Origin of the sequence: Noviherbaspirillum saxi (genome assembly GCF_003591035.1) — a bacterium.
Classification (GTDB): Bacteria; Pseudomonadota; Gammaproteobacteria; order Burkholderiales; family Burkholderiaceae_D; genus Noviherbaspirillum; species Noviherbaspirillum saxi.
In genome coordinates this window covers 1,091,208-1,107,576 of sequence record NZ_QYUO01000001.1, presented here as the reverse complement: position 1 = coordinate 1,107,576, position 16,369 = coordinate 1,091,208, and the positions used below count along the sequence as shown (strand labels likewise).

The 16,369-nt window shown below is 57.3% G+C and carries 14 protein-coding genes; 7 read left to right on the top strand and 7 right to left on the bottom strand.

Features of this window, described 5'->3' with window-relative positions; genetic code table 11:
- Nucleotides 1–245: 245 nt before the first annotated feature.
- On the bottom strand, nt 246–593 hold the full coding sequence (locus D3871_RS05320; protein ID WP_119767942.1) for a CzcE family metal-binding protein: 348 nt from the start codon (nt 591–593) through the stop codon (nt 246–248).
- A gap of 34 nt (nt 594–627) precedes the next feature.
- Nucleotides 628–816, bottom strand: a complete 189-nt coding sequence (locus D3871_RS29710; RefSeq protein ID WP_147376750.1) for a hypothetical protein — start codon at nt 814–816, stop codon at nt 628–630.
- Nucleotides 817–1,087: 271 nt separating this feature from the next.
- Here D3871_RS29710 and D3871_RS05315 point away from each other — a divergent pair, with 271 nt between their 5' ends.
- From D3871_RS05315 to D3871_RS05300, 4 genes are all read left to right on the top strand, one after another.
- A complete protein-coding gene (locus tag D3871_RS05315) occupies nt 1,088–1,471 on the top strand; it encodes a DUF6394 family protein (protein ID WP_119767941.1) in 384 nt (127 codons plus the stop codon).
- Nucleotides 1,472–1,473: 2 nt separating this feature from the next.
- Nucleotides 1,474–3,186 carry a potassium channel family protein gene (locus D3871_RS05310; RefSeq protein ID WP_119767940.1) on the top strand — a complete coding sequence of 571 codons (1,713 nt, stop codon included), beginning with the start codon at nt 1,474–1,476 and terminating at the stop codon, nt 3,184–3,186.
- 234 nt (nt 3,187–3,420) lie between these two features.
- Nucleotides 3,421–4,257 carry a polysaccharide deacetylase family protein gene (locus tag D3871_RS05305; RefSeq protein ID WP_119767939.1) on the top strand — a complete coding sequence of 279 codons (837 nt, stop codon included), beginning with the start codon at nt 3,421–3,423 and terminating at the stop codon, nt 4,255–4,257.
- Nucleotides 4,258–4,329: 72 nt separating this feature from the next.
- The gene (locus tag D3871_RS05300; RefSeq protein ID WP_119769907.1) at nt 4,330–4,536 is read left to right on the top strand and encodes a heavy-metal-associated domain-containing protein; all 207 of its coding nucleotides are present in this window, start codon (nt 4,330–4,332) and stop codon (nt 4,534–4,536) included.
- Nucleotides 4,537–4,542: 6 nt separating this feature from the next.
- Here D3871_RS05300 and D3871_RS05295 read toward each other — a convergent pair whose 3' ends face one another.
- Entirely contained in the window at nt 4,543–5,415 is an 873-nt protein-coding gene (locus D3871_RS05295) for an SDR family oxidoreductase (protein ID WP_233575518.1), read from the bottom strand.
- Nucleotides 5,416–5,451: 36 nt separating this feature from the next.
- Between D3871_RS05295 and D3871_RS05290 the strand changes: the two genes are divergently transcribed.
- Both D3871_RS05290 and D3871_RS05285 read left to right on the top strand, forming a co-directional pair.
- The gene (locus D3871_RS05290; protein ID WP_119767937.1) at nt 5,452–6,495 is read left to right on the top strand and encodes a CDP-6-deoxy-delta-3,4-glucoseen reductase; all 1,044 of its coding nucleotides are present in this window, start codon (nt 5,452–5,454) and stop codon (nt 6,493–6,495) included.
- Nucleotides 6,496–6,717: 222 nt separating this feature from the next.
- Entirely contained in the window at nt 6,718–7,920 is a 1,203-nt protein-coding gene (locus tag D3871_RS05285; protein WP_119767936.1) for an acetylornithine transaminase, read from the top strand.
- A 394-nt stretch (nt 7,921–8,314) separates the two neighbouring features.
- Here the strand turns inward: D3871_RS05285 and lpdA are convergent, their stop codons facing one another.
- From lpdA to aceE, 4 genes are all read right to left on the bottom strand, one after another.
- Nucleotides 8,315–10,087 (bottom strand): dihydrolipoyl dehydrogenase, encoded by a 1,773-nt coding sequence (gene lpdA, locus D3871_RS05280; protein WP_119767935.1) that lies wholly within the window; start codon nt 10,085–10,087, stop codon nt 8,315–8,317.
- Between the two features lie 46 nt (nt 10,088–10,133).
- Complete coding sequence (locus D3871_RS05275; RefSeq protein WP_119767934.1) at nt 10,134–10,703, bottom strand: Ntn hydrolase family protein; 570 nt, start codon at nt 10,701–10,703, stop codon at nt 10,134–10,136.
- Nucleotides 10,704–10,805: 102 nt separating this feature from the next.
- Nucleotides 10,806–12,431 (bottom strand): dihydrolipoyllysine-residue acetyltransferase, encoded by a 1,626-nt coding sequence (aceF, locus tag D3871_RS05270; protein ID WP_119767933.1) that lies wholly within the window; start codon nt 12,429–12,431, stop codon nt 10,806–10,808.
- 133 nt (nt 12,432–12,564) lie between these two features.
- On the bottom strand, nt 12,565–15,261 hold the full coding sequence (gene aceE, locus D3871_RS05265; RefSeq protein ID WP_119767932.1) for a pyruvate dehydrogenase (acetyl-transferring), homodimeric type: 2,697 nt from the start codon (nt 15,259–15,261) through the stop codon (nt 12,565–12,567).
- A 259-nt stretch (nt 15,262–15,520) separates the two neighbouring features.
- Between aceE and folD the strand changes: the two genes are divergently transcribed.
- A complete protein-coding gene (gene folD, locus D3871_RS05260; RefSeq protein WP_119769906.1) occupies nt 15,521–16,366 on the top strand; it encodes a bifunctional methylenetetrahydrofolate dehydrogenase/methenyltetrahydrofolate cyclohydrolase FolD in 846 nt (281 codons plus the stop codon).
- Nucleotides 16,367–16,369 lie beyond the last annotated feature (3 nt).

The following is a 16,369-nucleotide window of genomic DNA, read 5'->3' as shown; positions in this document are numbered from 1 at the left end:
CTATGCACTGCAAACGGCAAGTCACGAAATGGTGGCCGGCCTGAGTTTTCCGCAGCCAGTTTAGTTATACGGACAACAAAAAACTGGGATACACGGCAGGCACGGGATAGGGTTGATCTTCAACTAGCGGTCAAGAGAAGATTGCCGGTCTGGCACTCAAAAGAGGTCGCCGAAGGGCTTTTATATCAACCGCCATGCTATTTGTGGCTGGCATGCCGTCCTCAAGCGCGTGATTGTCTAGCGACTTAGTCACCCGGAACACTAATATATCTTGGATCAGGCGAGACATAGGCTTCCACCGGACGATTTAGCGCACCAGGCGGAGCGACTTCGTTCAGCGAGAATGAATTGACCGTTCTTGCGACAAGGAAATGCCATCCAAACTCCTGATTGCCAGATACAAATCGGATGATTTCGCCGCCTTCCACATTCACGTAATTCGTAGTAGGGAAAATGTTTATCGTACGTATAGCTGCGCGCGGATCGGCCGGCATGCCATAGAGATCGAGATAGCTGGTTCGTGTAACGCATCCGGCCAGAGCCGTGGCCACCAAAAGGAAACCAATCGTTGCTGCAGATAGTCGCGCGACCATGATGTCTTCCGGTTCAGCAAGGCAATGGGGGTGGTTAGCTAGTTAACTCTTCAGTGCCTTCTGTTCCAGGTGCAACACGTACTGGTTGCTTTTCAGTAGACACCGACTGCTCGGAAACGTCGAGCGTATTCTGGACGTCAGGCAAGAACAGAATTATCAAGCTAAAAAGGGCGACGACAATGATAGCCGGCAGATAGCTGAATAGTGTCGGAATGGATTTCATGGTTCGTCGGCGCTAAATAATTAAGACAGCAACCCAATTGGGCACGTTCCGGCGCTTGCTTGATATAGCGTAAAGGCGCTATTCCATTAACGGGGCTTCCATCCGTAAAAATAAACCCGACTATCACATGAGTTCGCATTCCGCTTTCGCGATCACCCACTTGGCGGAAACTCAAGAAACGCAAAACTTATACTAAATACAATTGTCTTGTTCTTGAAGCAGCATAAATCAAAACAGTAAATGATCCATTCCTACCCGGCGGGAGCCAAGCATGAACCTGGAAAAAGTCATTTTTGCGTTCTTCATTGTTTTTGCCGCGACACTTAACTTTGGCTTTTTCATCGGCGAAATCGATCGCCCGGAGTTGCACAATATCTATGAACTCTTCGCCGCGATTGTTGTGAACATCATTGCGACGGTGCTGAAGTTTGGCGACCGCACGCAACTCGGCGCAGTGCTTCTTTCTACCAGTCTAGTTGCCGATATTCAATTGATCGCGGCTGCGGTTGTCTGGGCCGTGGTGGTACACGTGACCGGCACCGGCATGACGCCCGAGCACACGTCCAGTGTTGTTTCCTTATCCGGCGGCGCCCTGCTCGCAAATATAGTCTCCCTCGTCATCCTCATCGTAGAAACAGTCATGATGCGGCGTTAAGCGTGAACAGCGTCTTTTTCCTGGTATTGCGGCGCATGCGAGCGCCGCTCATCGTGCTGATCGTTTTTTACGCGGTTGCCGTTCTGGGATTGACCTTGGTGCCTGGCGAGAACGAAGACGGCACGCCGGCGCCGCCTTTAAGTTTCTTTCACGCTTTTTACTTCATCAGCTATACCGCCACCACCATCGGTTTTGGCGAGATACCGCAGGCATTCTCGGACGGACAGCGCTTGTGGGTCACCGCATGCATCTACATGACGGTCATCGCATGGTCTTACTCCATTCTGACCATACTGGCGCTGGTACAGGACAAGGCGTTTCACCAGACAGTGGTTGCTACCCGTTTCGCACGCAGGGTGGCGCGCATCACAACGCCCTTTTATCTCGTTTGCGGATGCGGCGAGACCGGCAGCCTGATTTGTCGCGCCCTGGATGTCCTGGGTCGGGACTTTGTCATTCTGGAGAAAGATGAACAGCGGGTCGAAGAGCTGGACCTGGAAGACTTTATCACCAATGATCCGGCCATTGCGGCCGATGGCCGCCTGTCGACCAACCTGCTGATGGCGGGCCTGCGCCATCCGAAATGTCGAGGTGTGCTGGCGGTGACCAACGACGACGAGGCGAACCTCGCCATTGCGATCAATGTCCGCCTGCTCAATCCGGAGATTCCTGTTCTGGCACGGGTCCGAAGTCCATTGGTATCAGCCAATATGGCATCGTTCGGCACGAACCATATTGTCAATGCCTACGAGCGGTTCGCCGAATACCTTGCGCTGGCGGTCGCATCCCCGGCACGCTTTCGCCTTATCGAAATCCTTACCGGACTGCCGGGAACGCCTCTTCCGGAGGTACACCGTCCGCCACGAGGGCATTGGATCATCTGCGGCTATGGACTATTCGGGAAGGCCATTGGGCGTTACCTGGCGCTACCCGGCATAGACATGACCGTCATCGAACCGGACGGCAAGGGGCCTGAAAATGGCCACACCGTACGCGGCACCGGAACTGAAGCGAGTGTGCTGGAAGAAGCCGGCATCATGGTCGCAAGCGGTATCGTGGCAGGCAGCGACAACGATGTGAAGAACCTGTCCATCGCCATGATGGCTAAAAAACTGAACCCGAAAATTTTTGTTGTGGCGCGCCAGAACCAGGCTGCCAGCGATGTGCTGTTCGATACCTTCCGCGCGGATTTCAGCATGGTGCACACACGGGTGGTCGCGCAGGAATGCGTTTCTGTTCTTACCACGCCCCTTCTGGCACAATTTTTCGGCGCCTTGCGTGACACTGAAGAAAGCTGGAGCCAACGGCTTGTTGCACTTCTGGAAGGCAACTGCGAAGGCATCGTGCCGGAAGTCTGGGACATCAAGATTGAAAACAGCGTCGGGCCAGCGGTGTACAAGGCTCTGATGGAAAACCACACCCTTAGTGTTGGCCAATTGATGCGGGACAACGCGGACCGCGAGGTGGCATTACCAGCTGCTGTGCTCATGATTGTGCGGGAGGGGAAATCCTATCTTCTTCCCGACGATGACTTTTTGTTGAGAGCGGACGATGCACTGCTGCTTGTCGGCCAGCACGATGCCCGCTCTGCCCTCAGCCTGACCTTGCAGAATGCAAATGCCCTGGAATACATCCTTACCGGAGAAGACAGGCATGCAGGCTGGTTGTGGCAGTTCCTGTTCTCAAAGCACGCCAAAGGCGTCGACAAGCATTGACGGATAAGCCCGCTTTCCATATCGAGAAAGCGATCAGGGTCTTTTACGTTACCGCATCAATCCTTGATCAGAATTTTCCCTGCCGGCGCCGAGCGAAATAAGTGCGGTGCCTTACGTGCCTACTATCCCATTGACCTAAATGAAAGCTGTTATTGAGAAACATTGACTATGGACAAATGTAACCAGACGTTAATTTTTAAAATTGAAAAATAACAACCACCAGGGAGACTTTCAATGGGGACACGGATTCCGATTCTTACTTATCACCGTATTGATGACGACCAACTATCAACCTCGACCAGCCCATCCATATTCGCCAGGCACTTGCATTGGCTTGCCGAAAACGGCTGGAGATCCTTATCGTCGGAGGAATTTGCCTTTTATGCGAATCGTAAAAACAGTATGCCGTCGAAGTCCTTTCTGCTGACCTTCGATGACGGGTATGAAAGCATTGCATCGGCAGCGCTTCCTGTTTTGAAAAACCTGAACTTCAAGTCGATCTGCTTCGCTGCGACAAAGCAGATGCGTCGCTCCGTCAATCGAACCCACTCACCGAAAGAGGCCGAGACGGCTTTTCTTTCATGGCAGCAAGTGCGTGAGCTTCAGACTGGCGGATTCATCGAATTTCAATCACATACGCATGCCCATGCGCAGTTGTCGGACCAGACCAGTTCACAGGTGGCGTCGGATTTATCCTGCTCGCTTGAGCTTCTTTCTGGTGAGTTGGGTCTTCCACGTTCGTACTTCAGGCATCTCGCCTGGCCATGGGGCTATTCCGATGAAGAGGCGCGCGGGATCGCCAGGAAATGCGGTTTTATTTACCAGTACACGGTTGCCCGTTCGGCATTCCTGAACACTTCTTCCCTGCAGCAGATTCCTCGCACGTGTTATGACGGCGCCACCCCGGTCAACTTTCGCACTCAGTTTCAGCTCCAGAGCGGAGCGCTTTCCAGATTGTGGCATGTCGCATATCCTGTCATGAGGAGTATCCGACACACGCCGGTCAGGAGTTTGTTGCGGCAGACCTCCATGCCAACCGCTGCCACGCATGAGTCACGGGCGTCTGATTGAAGGTGGTTAATTTTTCTGGCCTGGCGAGGACCTGATGGACTGGCGATCAACATGCCGAAAGGAATCGCGCCAATGTATGAACTACAAGTCGAAGGAATGAGCTGCAATCACTGCATCAATGCGGTGACGCAGGCGGTGCATGACGTCGATGCCGCGGCGAAGGTCAATATCGTGCTCGCGGAGCAAAAAGTATCGATTGCTTCGCAAGCCGACATTAACCGGATCAAGTCTGCGGTAGAGGAAGCCGGCTATCCGGTGTTACGGACAACCGTATCTTGAACCGCATCACCGCGCTGCACGATCAAGCGTGGCCTGCACTGTTGGGTAGCGCAGGCGCACGCCTAATTCATCTTTAATACGCTTGTTCCCAAGCCGCCGCGATTCCGACATGAATGACAGCAGCATCGGCGACACCACCTGACTGAGTTCCACACGCTTCAATCGCGGCGGTCGCGGCAGCTTGAATGCATCGGCAACCGTATCGAAGTATTCCCCCATCTTCATATCCGTATCATCCACCGCGTGATAGATACGATTGGATCGCGCACGGAACAAGGCCAGCGCGATGATGCGCGCAAGATCGTCCGCATGGATATGATTGGTATAGACATCGTCGTCCGCATGCAGCGCCGGCGTACCTTTTTGCAGGCGCTCGATCGGCAGCCGGTCGGCGGCATAAATTCCGGGCGCGCGCAGGATCGCCAGGCGCGAGCCGGAACGCACCGCCCACTTCCGCAAGGTCCGTTCCGCATCGACACGGCGCTTGGCGCGCGCATTCTGCGGATTGACCGGGCGCGTCTCGTCGGCCCATGCGCCCTGGCAATCGCCATACACGCCGGTCGTGCTGACATAAACCAGAGACGCGTCGTCGGGTAAAATGGCGGTCAAATTCCGGGTGCGGCGGTCGGTGACCCCTTCGGGCTGCGGCGGCGCGAGATGCACGACAGTGTGGGCGAGTCCTGCCAGACGGGCAATACTGGACGGGTCGTCAAGATTGGCGACCAGCGGAATGGCGCCGGCTTTGCGCAGTTCCGCGCAGCGTGAGGGCTGACTGGTGACGGCAAAGGTGCGAAAGCGGTCACGCACCAGCGGTAACAGGCGCATGCCGACATCGCCACACCCAACGATCAGCAGCCGAGGGCGGTCCAGCTTTGGCATGGTCTTTATTTCATTTTTTTTCATGATCAGGATTGTATGACTTTCCAGGTAACAGTTCAGCCGAGCGGTCGGCAGTTCCATTGCGAAGAAGACGAAACCGTATTGAGCGCGGCCATTCGTGCCGGCGTCGGCCTGCCCTATGGCTGCAAGAACGGCGCTTGCGGCAGCTGCAAGGGCAAGCTGCTCGATGGCTCGGTCACGCACCGGGCACATCAGGAGAAGGCTTTGTCGGTGGCCGAGGAAGAAAAAGGCTTGTCATTGTTCTGCTGCGCAACGCCGCACTCCGACGTTGTGATCGAAGCGCGTGAAGTGCTGGGCATCGGCGAATTCCCGATCAAGAAACTGCCGACCCGTGTCGCTAAAATCGACAAGCTGACTGATGACGTGGCCGTGGTGGCCTTGCAGCTGCCCGCGAACGAGCGGCTGCAATACAAGGCCGGACAGTACATCGAATTCATGCTGAAGGATGGCAAGCGCCGCAGCTACAGCATGGCGAATGCACCGCATCTCGATGAGCACATAACGCTGCACATCCGCCACATGCGCGGCGGCGTGTTCACCGACCATGTGTTCAACAACATGAAAGAACGCGACATCCTGCGCTTCGAAGGTCCGCTCGGTACGTTCTTCCTGCGTGAAGAATCGGACAAGCCGATGGTGCTGCTGGCTTCCGGGACGGGCTTTGCCCCGATCAAGGCGATCGTCGAACAGGCGATTCATAACAAGACCACACGGCCCATGGTGCTGTACTGGGGCGGCCGCCGGCCCAATGATCTTTACATGCATGCGCTGTGCGAGGAATGGGCGGCCACCCTGCCGAATTTCACCTATGTTCCGGTGATCTCGGACGCCTTGCCGGAAGACGGCTGGCAAGGGCGTAGCGGCTTTGTGCATCAGGCGGTCATGACCGACCTGCCGGACATGTCCGGGCACCAAGTGTATGCCTGCGGCGCACCAGTGATGGTGGATTCGGCCAAGCGCGACTTTATCGCCCGATGCAAGCTGCCGGAAGAAGAGTTCTATGCGGATGCCTTCACCTCGGAAGCGGATCTCGCAGATGCCGATTTGATAAGCCAATGAGAGCGAAATAGTTTTTGACGCATTGCGCAAAACGTCTTAACATTGCCGCCATGAATACGACAGCCAAACTTTTGCGACGCCGTACCCTGCTGCCTCAGCCAGGGAAACCGTGCGTGTAAGTGTTAGCTGCTCACTAAGCCACAGGTCCACCCTGTGGCTTTTTTTTTGATCCCGTTTTTATTTTGATTTTTACCTTCATCGCCATTCACCAGGAGCTTCGAGATGGAATTCAGCCAGTACGACGTCAACGCCCTTATGCAAATTACCACCCGGCCAAACCTGGTATTTACCGAGGGTCATGGCATGTGGCTGACGGACAATAACGGCAAACGCTATCTCGATTACCTGCAGGGCTGGGCGGTCAACTGCCTTGGCCATTCGCCGCAATGCGTCGTCGATGCGATTACTTCACAGGCCGGCAAGCTGCTCAATCCCTCGCCGGCTTTCTACAACGAGCCTTCCATCGTGCTGGCTTCGCTGCTGACCGCGAACTCGGTGTTCGACCGCGTGTTCTTTGCCAACAGCGGCGCGGAAGCAAATGAAGGGGCGATCAAGCTGGCGCGCAAATGGGGCAAGGTCAACAAGAATGCGGCCGGTGAAAACCGCTATGAAATCATTACCTTCAACCACGCCTTCCATGGCCGCACGCTGGCGACCATGTCGGCAAGCGGCAAGACCGGTTGGGACACGATGTTCGCGCCGCAGGTACCGGGCTTTCTGAAAGCGGAGTTGAACGATATCGCCAGCGTTGAACGTCTGATCACTGACAAGACTGTCGCTGTCATGCTGGAGCCGGTACAGGGTGAGAGTGGCGTGATCCCGGCTACGCGCGAATTCATGCAGGCGCTGCGCGCTCTGACCAAACAACGCAATATGCTACTGATCGTTGATGAGGTGCAGGCTGGCATGGGACGGACCGGTGAACTGTTTGCTTACCAATTGTCGAATATCGAACCCGACATCATGACGCTGGGTAAAGGCATCGGCGGAGGCGTACCGCTGGCTGCATTGCTGGCGCGAGAAGAGATTTCCGTATTTGAGCCGGGCGAGCAAGGCGGCACTTATAACGGCAACCCGGTAATGACGGCGGTCGGCATTGCGGTGCTGAGCGAATTGCTCAAGCCGGGATTCCTGCAGTCGGTAAAGGACAAGGGCGCCTACATGCGTGCCGAACTGCTCAAGCTGAGCGAAAAGCATGGACTGGATGGCGAGCGTGGCGAAGGTTTGCTGCGAGCGCTGAAGCTCGGCAAGGATATCGGACCGAAGATCGTCGAGATGGCACGCGATATGGAGCCGGTGGGTTTGTTGTTGAATTCTCCGAGGCCTGATCTGTTGCGCTTCATGCCGTCTTTGACTGTGAGCAAGGAAGAGATTGATCAGATGGTGAATATGTTGTCGGAGGTGTTGACCAAGCTGGGACATTAAGGATTTGGGCAAGGAAGCCTCTCGTTGGAGAGGCTTGCAGGAACTGACATCGCGGTGTGAGTCTGTGAAGATGCGACTTGAGCATTAACACAGACTTTCGCACGCGGTCATTTGCGGTCCATCCATCTTCCTGCTTTTCCACGTCATCCTCGCGGAAGCGGGGATCCATAACCCGGTTGCTCAGAGTGTCCTTTTCAATATCGGCACTTGAAGCGCAAACTCAGTATGGATTCTCACTTTCGTGGGAATGGCGGAGAAAAGTAAGCGAGATGTTCAACCAACGCAGCCCGCCTTCAGATACCTCAGATTTTTCTCACCTATTTTCTTCCGCACAACAGTCAAAAACAAAAGGCGACGTGAACCCACGTCGCCTTTTTATTTGTACCGCGAAAATTTACTTCTTCCGCATCGGCGGCAAATCCGTACACACGCCTTCAAACACTTCCGCCGCCATGCCGATCGATTCGCCCAAGGTCGGATGCGGGTGAATGGTCTTGCCGATATCGACCGCATCGGCGCCCATTTCAATCGCCAGCGCAATTTCACCGATCATGTTGCCGGCATCGGTACCGACGATCGCCCCGCCGACGATGCGATGTGTCTCCGCATCGAACAGCAGCTTGGTGAAACCTTCATCGCGCCCATTGGCCACCGCGCGTCCGCTTGCCGCCCATGGGAACAAGCCCTTCTCCAGCTTGATGCCTTTCGCTTTCGCCTCGTCTTCGGTAATACCTACCCACGCGACTTCTGGATCCGTATAGGCAACGGACGGTATCACGCGCGCATCGAAATGCGATTTCTGCCCTGCTGCCGCTTCCGCTGCCACGTGCGCTTCGTGCACTGCCTTGTGCGCAAGCATGGGCTGACCGACGACGTCACCGATGGCGAAGATGTGCGGCACATTGGTGCGCATCTGCGAATCGACATTGATAAAACCGCGATCGGTCACCGCGACGCCAGCCTTGCCGGCGGCAATCTTCTTGCCGTTCGGGCTGCGGCCGACAGCCATCAGGACCATGTCGTAGACCTGCGGTTCCGGTGCCGTCACCGAAGGATCGGCGCCTTCGAACGTGACCTTGATACCTTCGGCCAATGCCTCGACCGCAACCGTCTTGGTCTTGGTCATGACTTTGTCGAAACGCTTTTCATTGAACTTTTGCCAGACCTTGACCATGTCGCGGTCAGCGCCCTGCATCAAGCCATCCATCATTTCGACCACATCGATGCGCGCACCGAGCGTGGAATACACCGTTGCCATTTCCAGGCCGATGATACCGCCGCCGATGACCAGCATACGCTTGGGTACCTGGCGCAATTCGAGCGCACCGGTGGAATCGACGATGCGCGGATCCTCTGGAACGAAAGGAAGATTGACCACGGACGAACCGGCGGCAATGATCGCCTGCTTGAATTGCACGGTTTTCTTGCTGCCATCGGCGGCCGTGACTTCCAGATGATTGGCGCCGACGAATTGACCGATGCCCTGCACCACATTGACCTTGCGTGCCTTGGCCATGCCGGACAAGCCGGTCGTCATTTTCTTGATGACCTTGTCCTTGTATTCGCGCAACTTGTCGATGTCGATCTGCGGCTTGCCGAACGTGACCCCATGGTCGGCCATGGAAGCGGTTTCATCGATCACGGCGGCCACGTGCAGCAATGCCTTGGACGGAATGCAGCCGACGTTGAGGCAGACGCCGCCCAGTGTGGCAAAGCGTTCGACCAGTACGGTATTCATGCCGAGATCGGCCGAGCGGAAAGCCGCGGAATAGCCGCCGGGGCCTGCGCCCAGCACCAGCATGTCGCATTGCACGTCGGCACTGCCGCTGAAGCTTGCGGCAGCAGGAGCAGGCACCGGGGCGGCCGCAGGTGCGGGAGCGGAGGCAGCAGCGTTCGCAGGGGCCGGCCCGGACGCGGAGGCCGTCGCTTCGGTGGCCTCCAGCACCAGAAGCAATGATCCTTCCGATACCTTGTCGCCAACCTTGACCTTGATTTCCTTCACGACACCGGAATGGCTCGAGGGTATTTCCATGCTGGCCTTGTCCGATTCGACGGTGATCAACGACTGGTCGACCTTGATGGTGTCGCCGGCCTTGACCAGCAACTCGATGACTTCCACTTCCTTGAAGTCGCCGATATCGGGGATCTTCACTTCAATCGTGCTCATAGCTTTCGCTCCGTTCTTCCCTCGCGATCGGGCAAGGGATTTATTATTAATCTCTCATCGGGATGCTATAGATCCGGAAAGGTCCCGATGTGCTCTTGTCGAATTCGGCGCCGGCGTGCACGCCGATCTCGGCGATCTCCCGTGCGCTGCCTGCCTTGTCATACACTGCATACATCGCGCCGAGCGCGAAATTGCGGCCGCTGCCTATGCCCCAGAAGCGGTCGAAGCTGAATACTTCCCGATACGAATAGACGCCGAAGATGCCGTTGGGATTGGCGATCAGCGCTGTGATCTGCGAAGACTCGTAAGGATCGTCCTCGTCTTCCTTCGTATTGAGGAAGTACTTCTCTTTCAATATTTCATGCACCCGCGAAAACGTCTCGAACACTTCATCGCGGCTGCCTAGCTTGCACTCCTCGCCCATGCCGGTCAGCAGCTTGCGCATCACCGGGAAGTGGGCGGCGGTGCCGGCCAGCGTCACGTACGAATCCCCTACCGGAAAAATCTTTTCATTGATTTCGTAAGCGTGGGACAGGCGGGTGTCGCCGAACGTCACCAGGGAATCGGACGCAATGGCGATTTGATTGTTCTTTTTGACGACGACGCATGTGGTCATTGTTGATCTCCGTAAGCAAGGATTGAAGCGCCAGGTCTTCAGGGAAAAGAGAGCGATTTTCTCACTTTCCGTAGGGCCCGGCGCCCTTCCTTCACTATTGGATTACAGCAATGTCTTGCGCATGTCGCCGAGCACTTCGGCAAGGTATGCCGCAAAGCGCGCGCCCATTGCGCCATCGATCACGCGATGGTCGTAGGATAGCGACAGCGGCAGGATCAGGCGCGGCGCGAACTGCTTGCCATCCCATACCGGCTTGATCGCGGATTTCGACAGGCCCAGGATCGCGACTTCCGGTGCATTGATGATAGGCGTGAATGCCGTACCGCCGATGCCGCCCAGCGAAGAGATGGTGAAGGTCGCGCCCTGCATGTCGGCCGGCTTGAGCTTGCCGTCGCGGGCCTGGGCCGACAGGTCACCCATTTCCTGCGCGATCTGCGAAATGCTCTTGGCATCGGCGTTCTTGATGACGGGCACGACCAGGCCGTTCGGCGTATCGGCCGCGAAGCCGATGTTGTAGAACTTCTTGAGAATCAGGTTCTCGCCTTTTTCATCAAGCGATGCATTGAAGGCCGGGAATTTCTTCAAGGCGGACACGCTGGCCTTGATGACGAAGGCGAGCATGGTCAGCTTGACGCCGGATTTTGCCATCGCCGCATTGGAATCCTTGCGGAATTCTTCCAGCTCGGTGACATCGGCATCCTCGAACTGCGTCACATGGGGAATCATCACCCAGTTGCGATGCAGGTTGGGGCCGCTGATCTTCTTGATGCGCGACAGCGCTTGCAGTTCGGTTTCGCCGAATTTCGAGAAGTCGAGCGAGGGCCATGCCAACACCTGGAGACCGCCGCCCGCGCCTTTCGCGCCGGCAGCGCCCGGTGCGGCAGCTACGCCGGACATCACTGACTTGACGAAGCCTTGCACGTCTTCGTTCAGGATGCGGCCTTTCGGTCCGCTGCCTTTCACGCGACCGAGGTCGACGCCGAGTTCGCGCGCGAACTTGCGTACCGATGGCGATGCATGCGCCTTGGCGCCATTGCTCGGCACCGGCTCAAGCGCCGCGGTTGGTGCGGGACGCGCTTCCGGTGCAGGTGCCGGTGCAGGTGTAGCAGCCGCTTGTGCCGGCTGTGCGGCGGCAGCCGGTGCCGGGGCAGCGCCTGCGCCGCCTTCCGCGCTCAATGTCAGGATCAGCGAACCTTTCGATACCTTGTCGCCGACCTTGACCTTGATTTCTTTCACGACACCGGCATGGCTCGATGGTATTTCCATGCTGGCCTTGTCCGACTCGACGGTAAGAAGCGACTGGTCAACCTTCACCGCATCACCCGGCTTGACCATCAGTTCGATCACTTCGACATCCTTGAAGTCGCCGATGTCGGGCACTTGTACTTCAACTGTCGATGGACCGGCGGCGGGTGCGGAGGCCGCAGAGGCCGGCGCGGGTGCGGCGACCGGTGCGGGCGCGGGAGATGCAGCTGCAGGCGCAGGTGCCGCGGCGCTTTCTTCCAGCACCAGCAGCACGCTGCCTTCCGATACCTTGTCACCGACCTTGATACTGATTTCCTTGACGACACCGGCATGGCTGGAGGGAATCTCCATGCTGGCCTTGTCGGACTCGACCGTGATCAGCGACTGGTCGACCTTCACCGTGTCACCCGGCTTGACCAGCAATTCAATGACTTCGACTTCCTTGAAATCGCCGATATCCGGGACCTTGACCGTTGTACTCATAGCGTTTGCTCCGTTCTCACCCTCTCCATCGGGCGCAGGCCGGGAAAGACAGGATGTCATTGCGACGATTGCACCCATCGTTACCCGACCCTCCCGCTCTGGGGAGGGGGTTGTTTGTCTTGTTAAGTGAGAGTTACAGCGTTACCGGATTCGGCTTGTTCGGATCGATGCCGTATTTGGCAATCGCTTCCGCGACAACGGCCGGCTTGATGGCGCCGTCTTCAGCCAAGGCCTTGAGGGCGGCGACTGTTACATAGTAGCGGTTAACTTCAAAGAACTCGCGCAATTTCGTGCGGCTGTCGGAGCGACCGAAGCCATCGGTACCGAGTACCTTGTAGTTGCGTCCCTTAGGCATGTACGCCCGGACCTGCTCGGCAAAGGTGCGCATGTAATCGGTGGATGCAACGATAGGACCGATCGTGCCTTGCAACAGCTTTGCGACATGCGACAAGCGCGGCTCGTCGGTAGGATGCAGCAGGTTCCAGCGATCGGCATCCTGCCCGTCGCGCGCCAGCAGTGTGAACGAAGGCGCGGACCAGATATCGGCGTCGACGCCCCAGTCGTTCTTCAATAGATCGGCCGCCGCGATCACTTCACGCAGAATGGTGCCGGAGCCCATCAGCTGCACACGCTGATTGCCTGTCTTGCCGCCTTCCTGCAGCAGGTACATGCCTTTGAGCAGGTCTTGCTCGGTGCCGGGTTTGAGGCCTGGATGACTGTAGTTCTCGTTCATCAGCGTGATGTAGTAGAACACGTCCTCCTGCTTCTCCATCATGCGCTTGAGACCATCGTGAATGATCACGGCGACTTCATGCGCGAAGGTCGGGTCGTAAGGGATGCAATTCGGAATGGTCGATGCCAGCACATGGCTGTGGCCGTCTTCGTGCTGCAAGCCTTCGCCATTGAGCGTCGTGCGGCCGGCGGTGCCGCCGAGCAGGAAGCCGCGCGCACGCATGTCGCCCGCCGCCCATGCCAGGTCGCCGACGCGCTGCAGACCGAACATCGAGTAAAAGATGTAGAACGGAATCATCACCCGGTTGTTGGTCGAATACGAGGTTGCCGCGGCAATCCACGAACTCATCGCACCGGCTTCGTTGATGCCTTCCTGCAGGATCTGGCCGGCCTTGTCTTCGCGGTAGTACATCACCTGGTCCTTGTCGACCGGTTCGTACAGCTGACCTTGCTGGTTGAAGATACCGATCTGGCGGAACAAGCCTTCCATACCGAAGGTACGGGCTTCATCGACCAGGATGGGCACCACGCGCTTGCCGAGGTTGGCGTCGCGCAGCAAGGTCGTGATGATGCGGACGTAAGCCTGTGTCGTCGAAATCTCGCGCCCTTCCGCGGTCGGATCGAGCACCGCCTGGAATGCGCTGAGTTCCGGCACCGGCAGGGTTTCGTCGGCTTGCTGGCGACGCTGCGGCAGATAACCGCCGAGTGCTTGACGGCGCTCGTGCAGATACTTCATTTCGGGCGAGTCGTCGGACGGTTTGAAGAACGGCACTTCGGCCAGCTTGTCGTCCGGAATCGGAATATTGAAACGATCGCGCATTTCGCGCACGGCCTGGTCGTCGAGCTTCTTGGTCTGGTGCGCGGTGTTGCGCGCCTCGCCGGACTTGCCCATGCCGAAGCCCTTGATGGTCTTGACCAGCAGCACGGTCGGCTGGCCCTTATGTTCCTGCGCCTGCTTGAAGGCAGCGTAAATCTTGTGCGGATCATGGCCGCCGCGATTCAGACGCCAGATATCGTCGTCGGACATCTTGGACACCATTTCGAGCAGCTTCGGATGCTTGCCGAAGAAATGCTTGCGCACATAAGCGCCATCCTTGGCCTTGTAGTTCTGGTATTCACCGTCGACGGTTTCCATCATCACGCGCTGCAGGATGCCTTCCTTGTCGCGCGCCAGCAATTCATCCCAGTAGCTGCCCCAGATCACCTTCACGACATTCCAGCCGGCGCCGCGGAAATCGGCTTCCAGTTCCTGGATGATCTTGCCGTTGCCGCGCACCGGGCCGTCGAGGCGCTGCAGATTGCAGTTGACGACGATGACCAGGTTGTCGAGACGCTCGCGGCCGGCTACGCCGATCGCACCCATCGATTCCGGTTCGTCCATTTCGCCGTCGCCGCAGAATGCCCAGACCTTGCGGTTGTCGGTCTTGGCGATGTCGCGGGCGTGCAGGTATTTGAGGAAACGCGCCTGGTAAATCGCCATCAGCGGGCCGAGACCCATCGACACGGTCGGGAACTGCCAATAATCCGGCATCAGCTTCGGGTGCGGATATGACGACAGGCCTTTGCCGTCGACTTCGCGGCGGAAGTTGAGCAGCTGGTCTTCGGTCAGGCGGCCTTCGAGGAAGGAGCGCGCATAGACGCCGGGAGAAGAGTGCCCCTGGATATACAGCAGGTCGCCGCCATGGTCTTCGGTCGGCGCGTGCCAGAAGTGGTTGAAGCCGATGCCCAGCATGTTGGCCAGCGAGGCGAAGCTGGAAATGTGGCCGCCGAGATCGCCGTCGGCACGGTTGGTCTTGACCACCATCGCCATCGCGTTCCAGCGCATCCAGGAGCGCAGACGCTCTTCGTATTCGAGATTGCCGGGGCAGTGTTCGCCGAGATGGGCGGGGATGGTGTTGACGTAGGCGGTATTGCTGGAAAACGGGATGTGGGCGCCGCGGCGGCGGGCCAGATCGACCATGCGCTCCATCAGGTAATGCGCACGCTCGGGACCTTCGGTTTCGATGACGGCTTCGAGCGCGTCGAGCCATTCTTGCGTTTCCATTACATCGGGATCGTTGGCGGCTTGGGCCAACACTTGGTCGAGCTGGGCGGACATGTGTGTCTCCTGGTTATGGGCCTTCCGACCGAGTTGGCGGTCGGGCTTTTTTGACAAGAAATAGCCGGAATGGTGCGCGGTGAAAAGATTCTAACAGCACTTTTTCAACTTTTCAAATTACGATATGGTTTTTTATAATGTGAAATATACTGCGGCAGTGCAGCATTTTAATCCTCGCTGCGAACGCCTTGAAAGCGCGGCGCTTTATAATCCCGCTTTGGCTGTCCTTATCTCTTCTCACCCTTTCTTCATATTCGCCATGTCCGCTCAGCTCATCAACGGTACCCTGCTCTCCCAACAACTCCGCGCCGATGTCGCCGCCCGCGCCGCCGCGCTCACCGCGAAAGGCAAGCAGCCGGGACTGGCTGTCGTACTGGTCGGCGACAATCCCGCATCGCAGGTCTATGTGCGCAACAAGGTCAAGGCCTGCGAAGACAATGGCCTGCATTCGGTGATGGAGAAATACGATGCCGACATGAGCGAAGAAGCGCTGCTGGCGCGCATCGATGCGCTGAACAATGACCCGAAAATTAACGGCATCCTGGTGCAACTTCCCTTGCCTGCACACATCAATGCTCATAAGGTGATCGAAGCCATCGCGCCGGAAAAGGATGTCGACGGTTTTCATATCAGCAATGCAGGCCTGCTGATGACAGGACAACCGCTGTTCCGCCCATGCACCCCCTATGGCGTGATGAAGATGCTGGAATCGATCGACTTTCCGGTACGCGGCGCCAACGCGGTCGTGGTCGGCGCTTCCAACATCGTCGGCAAGCCGCAAGCCATGCTGCTCTTGCAAGCCGGCGCCACCGTCACCATCTGTAACTCGAAGACCCGGGACCTCGGCCATCACACACGTCAGGCCGATATCCTCGTAGTCGCCACCGGCAAACGTAATATCGTTACCGCCGACATGATCAAGCCGGGTGCGGTCGTGATCGATGTCGGCATGAATCGCGACGACGAAGGCAAATTGTGCGGCGACGTCGATTTCGCCAACGCCAAGGAAGTCGCCGGCTACATCACTCCGGTACCCGGCGGCGTCGGTCCGATGACGATTACGATGCTGCTTGTCAACACCATTGAAGCTGCGGAAAGAACCTGACCT